Origin of the sequence: Stieleria sp., from assembly GCF_041595215.1 — a bacterium.
Classification (GTDB): Bacteria; Planctomycetota; Planctomycetia; order Pirellulales; family Pirellulaceae; genus Stieleria; species Stieleria magnilauensis.
In genome coordinates this window covers 1-14,398 of record NZ_JBFHKV010000085.1, presented here as the reverse complement: position 1 = coordinate 14,398, position 14,398 = coordinate 1, and the positions used below count along the sequence as shown (strand labels likewise).

General features: G+C 57.5%; 8 protein-coding genes. 5 read left to right on the top strand and 3 right to left on the bottom strand.

Annotation, left to right across the window (positions count from 1 at the left end; all coding sequences use genetic code 11):
- Positions 1-157: 157 nt before the first annotated feature.
- Complete coding sequence (locus ABX749_RS05490; RefSeq protein ID WP_372895109.1) at positions 158-1,501, bottom strand: DUF1552 domain-containing protein; 1,344 nt, start codon at positions 1,499-1,501, stop codon at positions 158-160.
- Positions 1,502-1,505: 4 nt separating this feature from the next.
- Complete coding sequence (locus ABX749_RS05485) at positions 1,506-3,806, bottom strand: DUF1592 domain-containing protein (protein ID WP_372895108.1); 2,301 nt, start codon at positions 3,804-3,806, stop codon at positions 1,506-1,508.
- A 333-nt stretch (positions 3,807-4,139) separates the two neighbouring features.
- On the opposite strand from ABX749_RS05485, the gene ABX749_RS05480 reads away from it, so the two are divergent.
- The 3 genes from ABX749_RS05480 to ABX749_RS05470 all read left to right on the top strand — a co-directional run bounded on the left by ABX749_RS05480 (position 4,140) and on the right by ABX749_RS05470 (position 8,983).
- A complete protein-coding gene (locus tag ABX749_RS05480) occupies positions 4,140-5,507 on the top strand; it encodes an enolase C-terminal domain-like protein (RefSeq protein WP_372895107.1) in 1,368 nt (455 codons plus the stop codon).
- A 390-nt stretch (positions 5,508-5,897) separates the two neighbouring features.
- A complete protein-coding gene (locus ABX749_RS05475) occupies positions 5,898-6,509 on the top strand; it encodes an RNA polymerase sigma factor (protein WP_372895106.1) in 612 nt (203 codons plus the stop codon).
- Positions 6,506-8,983, top strand: a complete 2,478-nt coding sequence (locus ABX749_RS05470; RefSeq protein ID WP_372895105.1) for a serine/threonine-protein kinase — start codon at positions 6,506-6,508, stop codon at positions 8,981-8,983. The genes ABX749_RS05475 and ABX749_RS05470 overlap by 4 nt, the downstream gene beginning before the upstream one ends.
- A 637-nt stretch (positions 8,984-9,620) precedes the next feature.
- Here ABX749_RS05470 and ABX749_RS05465 read toward each other — a convergent pair.
- Positions 9,621-10,775, bottom strand: a complete 1,155-nt coding sequence (locus ABX749_RS05465) for a hypothetical protein (RefSeq protein WP_372895104.1) — start codon at positions 10,773-10,775, stop codon at positions 9,621-9,623.
- A gap of 211 nt (positions 10,776-10,986) precedes the next feature.
- Here ABX749_RS05465 and ABX749_RS05460 point away from each other — a divergent pair, with 211 nt between their 5' ends.
- Positions 10,987-11,613: a sigma-70 family RNA polymerase sigma factor gene (locus tag ABX749_RS05460; RefSeq protein ID WP_372895103.1), complete on the top strand. Its 627-nt coding sequence runs from the start codon at positions 10,987-10,989 to the stop codon at positions 11,611-11,613.
- On the top strand, positions 11,610-14,186 hold the full coding sequence (locus ABX749_RS05455; RefSeq protein WP_372895102.1) for a protein kinase: 2,577 nt from the start codon (positions 11,610-11,612) through the stop codon (positions 14,184-14,186). Before ABX749_RS05460 ends, ABX749_RS05455 begins: the two co-directional genes overlap by 4 nt.
- The last annotated feature ends 212 nt before the right edge of the window (positions 14,187-14,398 follow it).

The following is a 14,398-nucleotide window of genomic DNA, read 5'->3' as shown; positions in this document are numbered from 1 at the left end:
CTGTTGATTTAATCAGCCGTTTGGCGCGAGCCTACGGGCGCCGGTGAGTAATCGACATAATGAATGCCCGTACGCTTGCGCGAAACGGCTAATCCCACGTGCGATCGGATTAAATCAACAGGCCGTAACGCCACGTGCTGAAATGCATTTCAGCGAGCTACAGCTTGATCACACCGTTGCTGTCGCCGAACTGCTGGGCGTCGGCGCCCATTTGCTGCATCATCCAGACGTACAGATTGCACAGCGGCGTGCCGTTTTCGTACTTCAAATGACGCCCGGTCTTGATCCGCCCGGCCGCGGATCCGGCCAGCAAAATCGGCAGATCGTCGTGGTTGTGGCGGTCACCGTCGCTGATGCCACTGCCGTAAACAATCATGCTGTTTTCCAACAGCGTCCGGCTGCCTTCGCGGACGCTACGCAACCGCCCCAGCAGATACGCGAAACGGTCCAGGTGATAGCGATTGATCGTTGCGATCTGTGTTTGCTTGTGCGCGCTCTTGCCGTGGTGCGACAACTCGTGGTGCCCCTCGCTCACGCCGATCTCTTTGTAACTTCGATTGCTGCCGGCATTGGTGAACATGAACGACAGGATCCGCGTGCTGTCGGTTTGAAACGCCAACGTGACCATGTCCATCATCAGATCGCTGTGCTTGTCCAATTCCCGCGGTACACCGCTGGGTCGCGGGTAATCCGGAACGCCGCTCTCATCAAACCTCAAACGCTCCGCACCGCCGAGTCGTTTCTCCACGTCGCGGACGGCATACAGGTACTCGTCCAGCTTGCGACGATCCACGGCCGGCAGGGCTTGATGCAATCGCTTGGCGTCTTCGAGTGCGAAATCGAGCACACTTTTGCGAAACAGTTCGCGTTTCGTTTTCGCCTGTTTGGTTTCCTTGACGCTCTTTCCGGCAAACAGCCGATCGAACACCGCCCCGGGATCAATCTCCTTGGCCATCGGGTTGGTCGGGCCACGCCAAGACATGTTGGATGCGTAAGCACAGCTGTACCCGCTGTCGCAATTGCCCGCCTGGGCGCTGGCTTCGAGCCCGAGTTCCAGCGACGCGAAACGCGATTGGTCGCCGACGTACTTGGCGGTCGCTTGATCGACCGAGATGCCATTCTGGATGTCTGCGCCGTTGGTTTTACGGGGATGGGCGCCCGTCAAAAACGCGGCCACGCTGCGGGCATGATCGCCGCCGCCGTCGCCGTGGGCGCGAGCCCCGTCGAGCGTCAACCCGCTCAACACATTGACGTCGTCGCGAAAGTCGGCGATCCGCTCGAGCGTCGGCGACAGATAGAATTTGTAACCCGCCTTCTGTGGCGTCCAGTCCGGCATGTGCATGCCGTTGGGCACATAAAAGAATGCCATCCGAAGCGGCGGACGGGCACGTGCTTCGGCGGCCGACAACAGACGACTTGATGACATCACATCCAACAGCGGCAAGGCCAGCGAAACGCCGGCGCCACGCAATACGGTTCGTCGAGAAAGGGTCTTGGGCATCGAATTACTCTCGGAAACCTTGTTTCTGGAAGGGGTCACTTTGAATGATGGCGGCGATCAGGTAGGCGAAGCGGTCGTCGTGCTTGCGACACTCGCTGACAATCGTGTCGATCGCGCATTTGTCATAAAATTCGGTGCCGCGGCCGATCGCATAGATCAACAGCTTCTCGGCCAGACAGCGAACGAATTGCTCTTTTCGAGAACCGGCCAACAGCCGACGCAGATCATCCACTCCATCGAACGCCGTCCCATCGGGGAACACGCCGGAGGCATCGATCGGGTCGCGGCCTTCCTTGCTCCGCCAGCGTCCCACGGCGTCAAAATTTTCGAGTGCAAAACCGAGCGGATCCATCATATTGTGGCACGTCGCACAGGCCGGGTTCTGGCGATGTTGCTCCATCCGTTCTCGCAACGTGCCGACCAATTCGTCACGTTGCAATTCGGGAACATTTGGGGGCGCCGGCGGTGGCGGTGTATTGAGCAGGTTGTCCAACACCCATTTCCCACGCTTGACCGGACTGGTGCGGGTCGGATTACTGGTCACCGTCAACACACTGGCATGCGTCAGCAATCCGCCACGCGGTGTCCCGGCCAACGAGACCTTGCGAAATCCATCACCTTCGACACCGGCGATCCCGTAGAACTCCGCCAACGGCTGGTTCAGATACGTGAAATCCGCGTCCAGCAGCGTGGTCACGGGCAGATTCTCCCGCATCACGGCGGCGAAAAACGTCAGCGTTTCGCGCATCATCAATTTGCGAATCGGGTCGTTGAACCCACGATACACCTTGGTGTCGGGATCGACGTTTTCCAAGTTGCGAATCTGCAACCATTGCGAGGCAAAATTCTCGACGAACTGGTTGGCACGTCGGTCCTGGATCATCGACGCGATCTTTCTCAGCAACACGTTCGGATCTCGGATCGTACCGCGATGGGCCATCATCAACAGCTCATCGTCGGGCATGCTGCTCCACAAGAAGTACGAAATCCGCGTCGCCAGTTCGTAATCGGTGATCAGCGGCATCGATCCATCGGGCCCCGGCGATTGCGGCCGCTCGACCTTGAACAAAAACGATGGCGAAACGAGCACGGCGCCGATGGCGACTTGGATGCTTTCTTCGAAGCTTCCGTCCGCATCACGCACTTGAGCGGCGAGCGCGGAGAGCCAATCGACTTCCCAGTCACTGGCCGGTCGACGGAATGCTCGACTGGCAAACCGGGACAGGACAGCACGTGTCGCCTGGTCGACGGTCACGTCTTTGGACGGCGTGACAAAAATGATCTTCTGATGACTCGGTGGAATCTTGGACGCGTCGATCGAAACACTTCGGGTCTCGGTTCCCGCCAACTTCACGTGGTGCAAGTGGAAATTTCGATCCGCCACGTTCTTCTGGTAGTAGTCATTGATGAAACTGATTTTGATCGTGCGTTTGCCTTTTCCCAAACGCATCGGAATCTTGAATTCCTGGGGCTCGTGATTGGGGATTTCGATCACGGTCGGCCGACGCCCCCAATCGATCTCCGCCTTGACCGGTTCGTCCCCGCCCTGATCACCGCCCGCCATCAGGGTCAGCTGGTACATCCCGCCGAACGGCAGCGTGACCTCCAACGAAACGGTGCCTTGGGAGGCGAGAATGAGTGGCACACGGGATCCGAACTTTTCGGCACCGACCAACGACGCGGGGCCGCGTTCGATCTCGTACAACTCCGGCGGCGGTGGCGTGTAGATCGCTTCGCCGGCAATCTGCAACGCCGCATCGACGTACTTTTCCATCAACAACGGGGGCAGCGAGAGCACGTCACCGATGTTGTCGAATCCGTACCCCACATCGTCGCCGGGGAAATCCGCCGCCGGCGTGTAGTCGACGCCCGTCAAATCACCAATCGTGTTCCGGTATTCGTCACGGTTGAGCCGGCGCAAGGCGACCCGACCGGCGTTGGGATTCTGGACACAATCGACCGCATTGGCCACCGCATCGATCATCCGCACCATCCGCTGCCGCGTCTCAGAATCCAGCTCCGGGCCGTCTTCGGGCGGCATTGTCCCCAAACGCAGATGGGCGATCGCCTGAGTCCACCGGGTCCGATTGGTCTGCAGACTGGCGGCGCGGTCGTCGCTGGCCAAGTCAATTTCGCTGCCGGAATCATGACAGTCGTAACAATACGTGCGAAGCAACGGCAGCAAATGGGTTCTGAAGTTGGCTTCACGGGCCGCCGAATCCGCCCGACAGGGGGACGCCGCAAACACCAGCACCATCAACGTCACGTGAGGCAGAAACGTCGAAAAAGGCCGGCGGAGAAACATGGGGGCGGGAGCGGAGACGATGGTCGAAACAAAAATTTCAAGGGCGATGCATCCATTCTACCTCATCAGAAACGCCGCACGCCGCAACAAGGTGCTCAGCAATCTGTCGCCGGCGGTCCGCGTTTCACCCGAGTGCACGTCGTGGTCCGCCAACGGAGCGTGCATTCCACCCGGCCATCGAGCCGGTGGTGCAATCTGATAGACTACCGCCCCGTCTGCGGCGTGTGGATTGAATCGCATCACACGCAGGGCCAGCCGTTTGGCGTCAATCGACGGGCTCCAGCCTCCTCTCGGCGATCCAATTGCATCGCGAACGATCTGAATCAAGGAATCATGAAACCCACCGACATTCGCATCACCGGCGTCCGAACCAGTTACGAGCACCACGATTACCGGACGACGATGAAGTTCGGCGGCATGCCCGTCGATAAAGCCACGGTGTTGAACGTGGAGTGTGATGTCGTCACCCGCGACGGAAAATCGGCCACCGGGTTCGGTTCCATGCCGCTGTCGAACATCTGGGCGTTCCCGTCGCGTGAGATGAAATACGACCAGACCTTAGGCGCGATGACCACACTGGCCGGGCGCTGCGAAACGATCGCGGGCGAGTACACCGAATTCGGACACCCGGTCGACCTGGGCATGGCGTTGGAGGAACAGTATCTGGCGGCGGCCGCCGAGGTCAGCGGCGAACTCAAGTTGGTCCAACCGATCCCGATGCTGGCCACGATGGTCACCGGCAGCCCCTTTGACGCGGCGATCCACGACGCGTTTGGCAAAGTCCACGGCAAAAATTGTTTTCAAACCTACGGCCAGGACTTCATGAGCCGTGACGTCGGTGCGTACCTGGGCCCGGACTATGCCGGAGACTGGATCGGAGATTTTTTGCTGGACAAGCCCAAGCCGCGGATGCCGCTGTACCATTTGGTCGGCGCGCTCGATCCACTCGACGACGATGAATTGCAGAAACCCACCGGCGATGGATTGCCCGACACGTTGCCCGAGTGGATTCGCTACAACGGTCTGACGAACCTGAAACTGAAACTCAACGGCGACGACGTCAATTGGGATCTGGAACGGATCGTCAAAGTCGATCGCATCGCCGCAGAAACCCAGGCCACACTCGGCGTCGACACCTGGTATTACTCGCTGGACTTCAACGAGCGCTGCCCACACGTCGATTACTTGATCGAGATGTTGGAAAAACTTCGCGAGCGGACGCCGAAAGGATTTGACCGCGTGCAATACATCGAACAGCCGACGGCGCGCGATCTGAAGGCGCATCCGGAGAACAAGATGCACGAAGCGGCGAAGCTCAAGCCGGTCGTGATCGATGAATCGTTGACCGATCTGGAATCGTTGATGCTGGCCCGCGAGATGGGATACACCGGGGCGGCGCTCAAGGCGTGCAAGGGACAGTCGCAATCGATGTTGATGGCCGTTGCCGCACAGAAACTGGGGCTGTTTTTGTGCGTGCAAGATTTGACTTGCCCGGGCGCCTCGCTGATTCACTCGGCCGCCATCGCCGCCCACGTCCCCGGCGTCGCCGCGATCGAATCGAATTCGCGTCAGTATTGCCCGAAGGCGAATCTGCCGTGGGAAGACAAGTTCCCGGGGATCTTCGTCGTGCGAGACGGATCGATGGACACCAGCTGCCTCAACGGCGTTGGCCTGGGGGCCGTCCCGAACGGCGCGATCTAACAGTCAGCGACGCGGCACCATCAAGCCACCGGCTATTTCGTGCGATCGCTCCGAGAAGCATCCTGACCGCGTCCATCGACCACGTGCCATCGACCACGTGCCACCGTCCACTCACGCAACGAGGGCGAGCTTACCGACCGTGTCTCCAGATACTACAGCGCACCGAGTTGCATGAGGCCTTCGGTTGTGAAATGGTCTGATTCGATGTCAAGGACCTTCAAGCGCTTCCATCTTTCTGCGATGAGTCGGCTCCCAGCGGGAAGCTGAATTTGTTTCATCAGGTGATCTTTCCCGCACTTTCTCGGCTTTCCTCGGAAAACGCATCTTTTTCATATAATCGATGTCGAATTGTGCTCAGCGGCTGTGTTTAGCCGGCCAGGAGGATAAGCCGTGACCAAATCTGACAACGAATTCCCGGATACTCGCGCCAGTTTGTTGGTGCAGGTCCAAGCCGGCGACGACCCAAAAGCATGGGACGAATTCGTTGCCGTCTATCGGCCGATCCTCTATCGCCTGGCTCGCCGTCGCGGATTGCAGGATGCTGACGCGGAGGACCTCGCCCAACAGGTGCTAGTCTCAATTGCCCGCTCGATTGAGGGTTGGCAAAAACGGGATGACTCGACTCGTTTTCGGCACTGGCTACGGCGAGTCGCCAAGAACGCAATCCTCAACATGTTGACTCGAGGTCCTAAGGAACGCGCGGCCGGTAGCACTTCTGTGCAGGAATTCCTGAATCAACAGGGTAATGACGATAGCGGACCCGCGCGAGAGTTGGAGCTTGAATACCGACGGGAGATCTTTTTTCGGGCTGCAGCCCTGGTCAAGTCTGAGATCGCAACGGACTCCTGGAAGGTATTCGAGCTCGCGGTGATCGAGGACATCCCAATCGAACAAGTCGCGGCGACGTTAGGCAAATCGGTGGGCGCTGTGTATGCGGCGCGCAGCCGGGTGATGAAGCGTCTACGCCGCTATGTCGAAGACATGGAGAATCACGAATCATGAAAACGAACCAGTGTGATCGACAGGGGATTGATGCATTTCTACAAGGCGAATCGGTTTGGATCGAAAACGATTTGGCGGAGCACTTGGAAACATGCCACGATTGTCGTGACTACATGCTTTCGCAAACGGCTGAACCTGAGCAGTGGACGGAAGCTCGCGAGTTGCTGCGGCCAACCGAGTTCGACATTGCCGTCACGGCAGAATTCTCGAAGGGCGGCAAAGTTGTTGACGCCGCGTCGGCACGTCCGATCCAGGCGGTGATGGACGTGCTGGCACCTTCTGATGATCCCCACCGCCTTGGTCGTCTGGGGTGCTATGAAATTTCAGGTGTCGTCGGCGCGGGAGGGATGGGCGTTGTGCTGAAGGCAATCGACCCTTCGCTCGATCGCGTCGTCGCATTGAAGGTGTTGGCACCACACCTGGCAAACAATGAGACGGCGCGTCGTCGATTCGCGCGGGAGGCCAAGGCGGCTGCGGCCGTTCTGCACCCCAACGTGATTCCAATTCACAGCGTCTCGAGCGATGGGAGTGTTCCGTACCTCGTGATGGCGTATGTTCGCGGAGGATCGCTGCAAAAACGTCTGGAAAATGAAGGTCCATTGGCATTGCTTGAAGTGCTACGCATCGGATCGCAGATCGCCGAGGGCTTGGCGGCTGCTCATGATCAAGGATTAGTGCACCGGGACATCAAACCGGAAAACGTGTTGTTGGAAGAAGGCGTCGAACGCGTCACGATCACCGACTTCGGCCTCGCGCGTGCGGTTGACGACAATACGGTCACCCAGCATGGCACCATCGCGGGGACACCGATGTATATGTCCCCCGAGCAGGCAGCCGGCAAAAAAGTCGACCAGCAAAGCGACCTCTTCAGCCTCGGTAGCGTACTGTACGCCCTCTGCACCGGTCTCCCTCCGTTCCGTGACGATTCATCGTATGGGGTGATGCGGCAGATCATCGATGAATCGCCCACACCGATTGAGCAAGTCAATCCGGATGTCCCTGACTGGCTTGTATCCATCATCGAGAAACTGATGGCGAAGGAAAAGTCGGATCGGTTTGCCACCGCTGACGAAGTCCACGGTTTGCTGGAGCGCTGCCTGAGCCACGTGCAGCATCCCACGGCGAATCCGCTTCCATCCAAATTGCGAAAGAGTCAAGCCACTTCATCCAGGAAATACCTCGTGAGATCACTCATTGCCGGAAGCCTTCTAACTATAGTCGCGGGTTCATTCGCTATGTTCTTCTCGCAATGGACAGCGATCAACGACAAGATTGCTGCACAGCGCGAAAAAGAAGTCCGCTTGCCGCTTGGCCGACTCGACAGTTACATCGGTTCGATGATGACGTCGCCCCATGAGATGGTTTTTCTTAATCTCGGCTCTATCGGCGAGAATGAGAATTATGTCGTCCTTGAACCGATCGAGGACGGAGTGGCAATCCGGTTCCCGGCCTACGCAACGAATTCGTGGGCCCGACGCCAGGGCAAGTATGCGGACAAGCTTCAAAAAGTTGCGCAGTCCCTGTCGCTAACAGTAGACGAAACCAGTGAATTGGCGGAAGACGGCTCGATCAAAGGTGTGAATTTCAAGATCCGAGTGACCGGGGAAATCCAGGCCGTCGCCAATGCGGTCGAAAAAGTCATCTCCCGCACGTTTGATGTCGGTTCTTCGGAAGAGTGCGAGTTCCAATACTCCAACATGCCGTCGACCTTTTCGATTCGTGCGGGTGAACAGCCTCGAACTGTTTCCAGCGATGAGTTCGTGGATCAACTGCTCAGGTTAGAACGTATCTATCTGGGCGAACGTGAAAATCTCGTCTTCGCGATCCCGCCGAAACTCGCCGCCGCCAACTCACCTCAATGGGACTCGACGATCTGGTGCACCGATCTAAGGCAACTGCAGCCCGATGTTCTCGAACGAATCAGATGGACCCAGGCGAACGCCGTACGACCCAACGTGAATGTTGCCTCGTACCGCGACAACGGCCTAAACGGCCAGGGACACCAGTGGCAATTAATGATTCAGAAAGTCGCTGCAGTGCGAATCCGCTTGCTACATATTTCCGATGGCAAAATGCAGGTGGCCGGCGAGAACATCTTGCGCGGAGGTGAACGTTCGGAACCTTCCGCGATTGATGTTGTGCTGGATCTGCAGCAATCGGACGATGATCCGAATACAATCTCACCAAGCCTCGGTGTATCGACTCATGGATTGCACCTGAGCCGTAGCGCGGAAAAGCCAATCACAGTTTCCGGCCCATTCCAGGTCTCGCCAGTTGTGACCGATGGAGATCTCGCGTGGGACCAACCTACAATTCTCTTCCATCGCGCGGTTTGGAATGACAACCTTTCCTACCAACGAAACACGGACTCCATGATTGAAGCGTCCAAGCAGGGCGCAGATTTCATCGCTGTGGAAGTCGAGTGGATCGCGACAGGCACGAAATCGCTGCCGGAATGGGCCGTGCGGGATTGAGCGTGATCGCATCGCTGACGCGTTTCAGGTCATCAACTGAGTGGCGTCTCGAGAGACCCCAAGGGTGCATTGCGGGTCTTTAGCCGATACGCGGTTTTCCTGCGTGAGGCGCAGCGGTTGCATCGACCGCTAGCTTGAAGCGTTTGGCCGAAGTTGCTTCGGTGTCTGCAAAACCGGGACACCGACGCGCCGAAACGACTGTCGCGAACCTGCTCCGGTTTCATCAACCGGTGTAGCGAATTCGCAAGCACGCTTTGCCGATCTTGGACCAGCAGCCAAGTCATTGAGATTCTGGTTTCCAGCGGATTGGCTCCGGCGTGGCGGTGACGGGCACTGGTCATTCGGAACTCTAACGCAACGGTCGACGCTAAAGCGACAAGGGTGGATGATCCTCCGCTGGAATCCAACACATTTCATTGCCAAGCTCGCTTCGGTCTGCATGATCTCCGCGTCCAATCGGAGCTGCTACGCCGCGGCCGTCAGATTCACCGCTGCGCCGAAACGAATGAATGAACATGCGTCGGCTGGTCCATCCGCCGCAGGTTAGAAGTCAAGGCATTGCGGCTGCCAAGGGAAGGCTCTCGACCCTTGGCAAGGTCATGCAAAGGCTTGGCCAGACGTCGATCCACTCAGTGGGCTACGGTTCCAATGGCGTCAACAAAAGCATCCGGTAACCGGAACCGAAACCGCTACTCCCCGCTACCAGGATGGGGAAAAAACCGCTCGTTCCATCGGGCTCGCCAATTTTCGTCAAGGACTTCGTGATGAAGTCCTGGGTGTAGGTTGCAACATGATCCGGATGAATCAAGTCCTCCACCTTGAGGTAGCCATGTTGATCGGTGTAGATCGCACCAAAATCGATTCCGACATCACCGAGGCTATTGATGGAGGTCGCCTCCCCAAAGATTTCCTTCTTCCCATCTTTCAGTTTCTCGAGTTGCGTTGTGTATCGGGCGGCGACTTCCCATTCCTGTTTTCCGGTGGTGGTGTATCCGCAGACAACGCCGAAGGCGTTGATGTCGAACGGCACGATGCCTGGCAACGACTCTGGAGTGGATACCGCACCGGAGTCTTGATGAACCACATAAATCGATCCATCGGTCGGGGCCGGTCCCCACGTTAGCACCTTCACGCATCCATTCGCATCACGATCGGTCAATCCTCGCCTAACTCCCACGTCGGTGACGACGGTGTTCAAACCCGTGGTGCCCGAGTTGACAACAGTCAAATCTCCTCCTGCGAAAACAACGTCCCCATCGTTATTGATCCTGTGGGGCCAGGTATCGACGCCCTCCTCGGGTTTGGGCAAGACAACAAAGAGGTTCTCTGGCGAGCTAGCCAGTGGATCGAATCGAAACCCGCTGATTTCGCCGTCCTTCTCAGCCCAGCCAGCGATCTGCCCGAACTGGTTGATGTCCCGCGCGTTGGCGATGCTCCATCCGCCCCGCAAACCGCCCATGCCGTCAACGAGGTCGTTCAACAGGATGGTCGATCCATTTATGGATAAGAACGCTTGGCGGTTGCCCGATCCATCCGTGGAGTCCCGCACAATTCCGACCACTTGCAATTGGCCGTCGACGACTGCCATAGAGCCACTGAAAAGACTCAGCCACGGCCCCGGAGGAAACGGAATTTCTGTGACGCCGTACTGCACGGGTGGGCTGCTCCCTCCACCACCGTTGCCTCCACCTTTACCCGGCGGTGGCGCGGCGGCGAGTTGCACCGCGCTGAAGAATATGCAGAGGGTAGCCAGCACGACGCAGGATGTCTTGAATACGTAACGAATGCTCATCGTTTGGTTCCTCGTTCTAGTCGCTAACGGTCCAGAAAGTCCTCGCCTAGTTAAGGAGGAACTGTTCACGTCACCCGACGCCGCGAAAAACGAGAAATGTTTGCGACTTCTCCGAGCTCCTGCCGTTCAAGAATCTATTTGTAAATTCGGAGGATTTTGCGCGGCGTCACGACTGCTAGGATGGTTCCTTCTTTAGTAAGGGAACTCGCCTATGTCCAGCCATCCGCTCCGCGCCGATCCAAGCTCATTCCTGGAGCGAGCGCGCCAGGGAGATGAACAGGCGCTTGGCGCCCTGCTGCAGGCCTATCGACCCTATCTCTCACTGTTGGCACGATTGAAGACGGACCGCGCCCTGCAGTCGAAGCTGAGCGATTCTGACCTGGTTCAGGAGACGAGCCTGGCAGCCCACCGCGATTTCGCGCGATTCCGCGGGGCCACCGAACCAGAGCTGACGGCATGGCTTCGGGAAATCATGGCCCATGTGGCGGCCAACGCCGTTCGCGACCTGAATCGTCAGCGTCGCGACGTGCACCTGGAGCGCCAGCTGTCGGATCATTTGAATCACTCCTCGAGAACCTTGGAACGCGCACTTGTGGATCCAAAGCCATCACCGAGTCAATCGGCTGTCCGTCGCGAACGTGCTGTTTTGTTAGCCAACGCGCTGCACAGGTTACCGACTGACTATCGCGAAGTGCTGGTGATGCGTGAGTTGCAGGAGAAACCATTAGCGGAGGTTGCCGAGCTGATGGGGCGTACGGTCAATGCCACGCAAAAACTGTGGGCGAGGGCCGTTGTCCAGTTACGTCGTTTGATGCAATCTCAACAGGAATCGTCATGAATTCAAAAAACGTCGAGCCGTGCGTCACGAAAATGTCGGACAGAAAGAATGGTGTGTTGGTGGACGATCAAGTGGCCCGTGCACTGGAGGAGTACGCCGCGTCGATCGAGAAGGGCCAACCGGTATCTCGTGAGTCACTGCTGGAGAAGCATGCTGGTATTTCCGAGGAGTTGGCAGGCTGTCTCGACAGTCTCGAATTCATCCGCGACGTTGCACCGCAAATGGAAGACCAGCGGCACAACAGCGACGAAGTCACTGGCCAGGAGACTGCTCAGCGACGGGTCACGGTGGGCGACTACCGCATTGTTCGCGAAATCGGTCGCGGCGGGATGGGCGTTGTCTATGAAGCCGAGCAGTTGTCACTGGGGCGCAGCGTGGCGCTTAAGGTCCTGCCGTACGCGGCGATGATGGACCAGAAGGCGATCACGCGTTTCAAGAACGAAGCACGTGCGGCGGCAACGCTTGACCACCCCCACATCGTCCCAGTGTTCGCAGTCGGTATCGAGAGAGGCATCCACTACTACGCCATGTCGCTGATCAATGGACTGACCGTTGCAGACCTCATCAGCCAGCTTCAGCGCAGCATCACGAATGCCGGGTCAATCGACCCGGTATCGATTGACAAGTTCCTCTCAGGCCATGGCGATCCGAGTGAAAAGGCCAGCGCCGTCCGCCTTGAACCGACGATTGATTGTGGCCAGCTAACGAAGAAAAGTGCAGCAGGAACAATCCGTCATGCCGACGAAACCCATCGAGACGTCGAAGCAGCTGTCTCCACTCAGCACAGTCGGTTTGACCGGCCTTTTTTTAGCTCAGTGGCTCGCCTGGGTGCACAGGCAGCGGAGGCACTGGATCACGCCCACCAACACGGCATCGTGCACCGGGACATAAAACCCGGAAACCTGATGATCGATTGTGGCACCAAGCTTTGGGTCGCCGATTTTGGTCTGGCTCGCATCGAAAGCGACGCGGGCGTGACGATGACCGGCGATCTGGTCGGCACGCTACGGTACATGGCGCCCGAGCAGGCGTTGGCCCAACGAGTCGTCGTGGACCATCGCGTCGACATCTACTCCCTTGGCGCGTCGCTCTACGAACTTCTCGCATTAAACCCAGCTCTCGATGGTCCCGACCGCGAAACGCTGTTGAGACAGATCGCCTTCGAAGATCCGAAGCCGCTAGCACAAGCTAATCGCGCAGTGCCCCACGACCTTCGAACGATCGTCCACAAGGCGCTCTCAAAGCATCCAGACGATCGCTACCAGACCGCTGCGGAAATGGCGAATGACCTGCACGCCTTTGTCGATGACGAACCAATCAAAGCAAGACCGCTCTCGATTGCTCAGCGAACCACGCGGTGGCTGGCTAAGCGGAAAGGCCTCGTCGCGTCAGTTGTCGCCGCACTCATTTTTACCGTCATCGGCCTGTTGATCAGTAACACTCTGATCGTCCGGCAGCGAAATGAGGCACAGGCAGCCGAAGCGAAAGAGCGAGCAGCACGCTGGAAGGCCGATATCAACGCAAAACTGGCTCGCGAAGCAGTCGATACGTATCTGACCAAGATCAGCGAACATCGGTTGCTCAATGAGCCATCGATGCGACCGCTACGCAAGGAGTTGTTGATGCAAGCTCTCCGCTATTACTCGGAGCTCGTCGGCAACCAGCCGGATGATCCTGACATGAAAACTGAACTGGCTGATGCGTATTTTCGTGCGGGGAAAATCACGCGAGAAATCGGGTCTCTTCGCGAGTCTACTGATCTGTTTTTGGTATCGCTGCAAAGCCGCAAGAACCTGCTCGCAAAAAAACCAGAGAGTCTGGATTGTCAATTGAACGTCGCAATTTCCAAACGCGAGCTCGCGAGTGTATACGCGGCGGCCGGTATGCGTGAGGAGGCGCTGTATTATGCCGAGGATGCAATCTCGACGTGTGAACAACTTGTCCGTCAGAAACCTTATCGTATGAATTGGCAATATGATTTGGCTTTGTGCTACTCGACTCTCTGTTCAGTCCACATGGACAGTGGATCGTACAATGCGGCCCTCTCTATTGCGCAACCATCCATCGCCACGATGGAATCTCTTGCGCAACATTCCAACGCCTATCTGGAAGATCACGGCTACCATCATCCAATGGCGCTCGCATGGAAGTCAGATTTGTCCGGCGCTTACACCAACGCGGGCCTTGCGCAATGGAAATTGGGGAGAAGCGATGAGGCTGTGAACTCCTTTCGTAGGTCGATCGAGATTCTAGAAAGGCTCGCAGGAGAGAATCCCAGGATCTCGAGACATCAGTCGAATTTGGGAACTGCGTACCACAACCTCGCGTCTATTCACAGCCAATTACTTGAGACCGACGATGCGTTAGACTTGTTTCAGAAAGCAATCACGATCAGGAAAAGGCTCGCGAATGAAAATCCCGACGTCCACGAGTATCAGAGAAGTTTGGCTGCTTCGCTAAATGGCGTTGGATCGCTACACCTCAAACTAGGTATGACCGATAACGCCTCGGAGTCGTTGACCGGAGGAGAAAAAGGGTCAGAGGAGAAAAAGGGTCAGGAGCCGAATTGGTAGGTTGGGCAATTTAGTTTCATCGTTCGATTGGCATTGCCCTGGACCTGAAAGCAGTGGAATCCATCTTCCGATTTCGTCCGCGACTCTCCTAGCCAGACCGGCAATTGTCGCAGGTTGCGTGGCGACTCCTGCTGTCAGACACTTTCGCTTGCCGTCGCCGCAGAGGTTGGAGACACCGACGCACGCTCGAAAAGTCACCTCCGCGCGGAGGT

Excerpts from the sequence above, each read along its gene's own strand:
- ABX749_RS05455 (WP_372895102.1), top strand. The coding sequence starts at position 11,610 with ATGAATTCAAAAAACGTCGAGCCGTGCGTCACGAAAATGTCGGACAGA.
- ABX749_RS05465 (WP_372895104.1), bottom strand. The coding sequence starts at position 10,775 with ATGAGCATTCGTTACGTATTCAAGACATCCTGCGTCGTGCTGGCTACC.
- ABX749_RS05490 (WP_372895109.1), bottom strand. The coding sequence starts at position 1,501 with ATGCCCAAGACCCTTTCTCGACGAACCGTATTGCGTGGCGCCGGCGTT.
- ABX749_RS05485 (WP_372895108.1), bottom strand. The coding sequence starts at position 3,806 with ATGTTTCTCCGCCGGCCTTTTTCGACGTTTCTGCCTCACGTGACGTTG.
- ABX749_RS05480 (WP_372895107.1), top strand. The coding sequence starts at position 4,140 with ATGAAACCCACCGACATTCGCATCACCGGCGTCCGAACCAGTTACGAG.
- ABX749_RS05460 (WP_372895103.1), top strand. The coding sequence starts at position 10,987 with ATGTCCAGCCATCCGCTCCGCGCCGATCCAAGCTCATTCCTGGAGCGA.
- ABX749_RS05470 (WP_372895105.1), top strand. The coding sequence starts at position 6,506 with ATGAAAACGAACCAGTGTGATCGACAGGGGATTGATGCATTTCTACAA.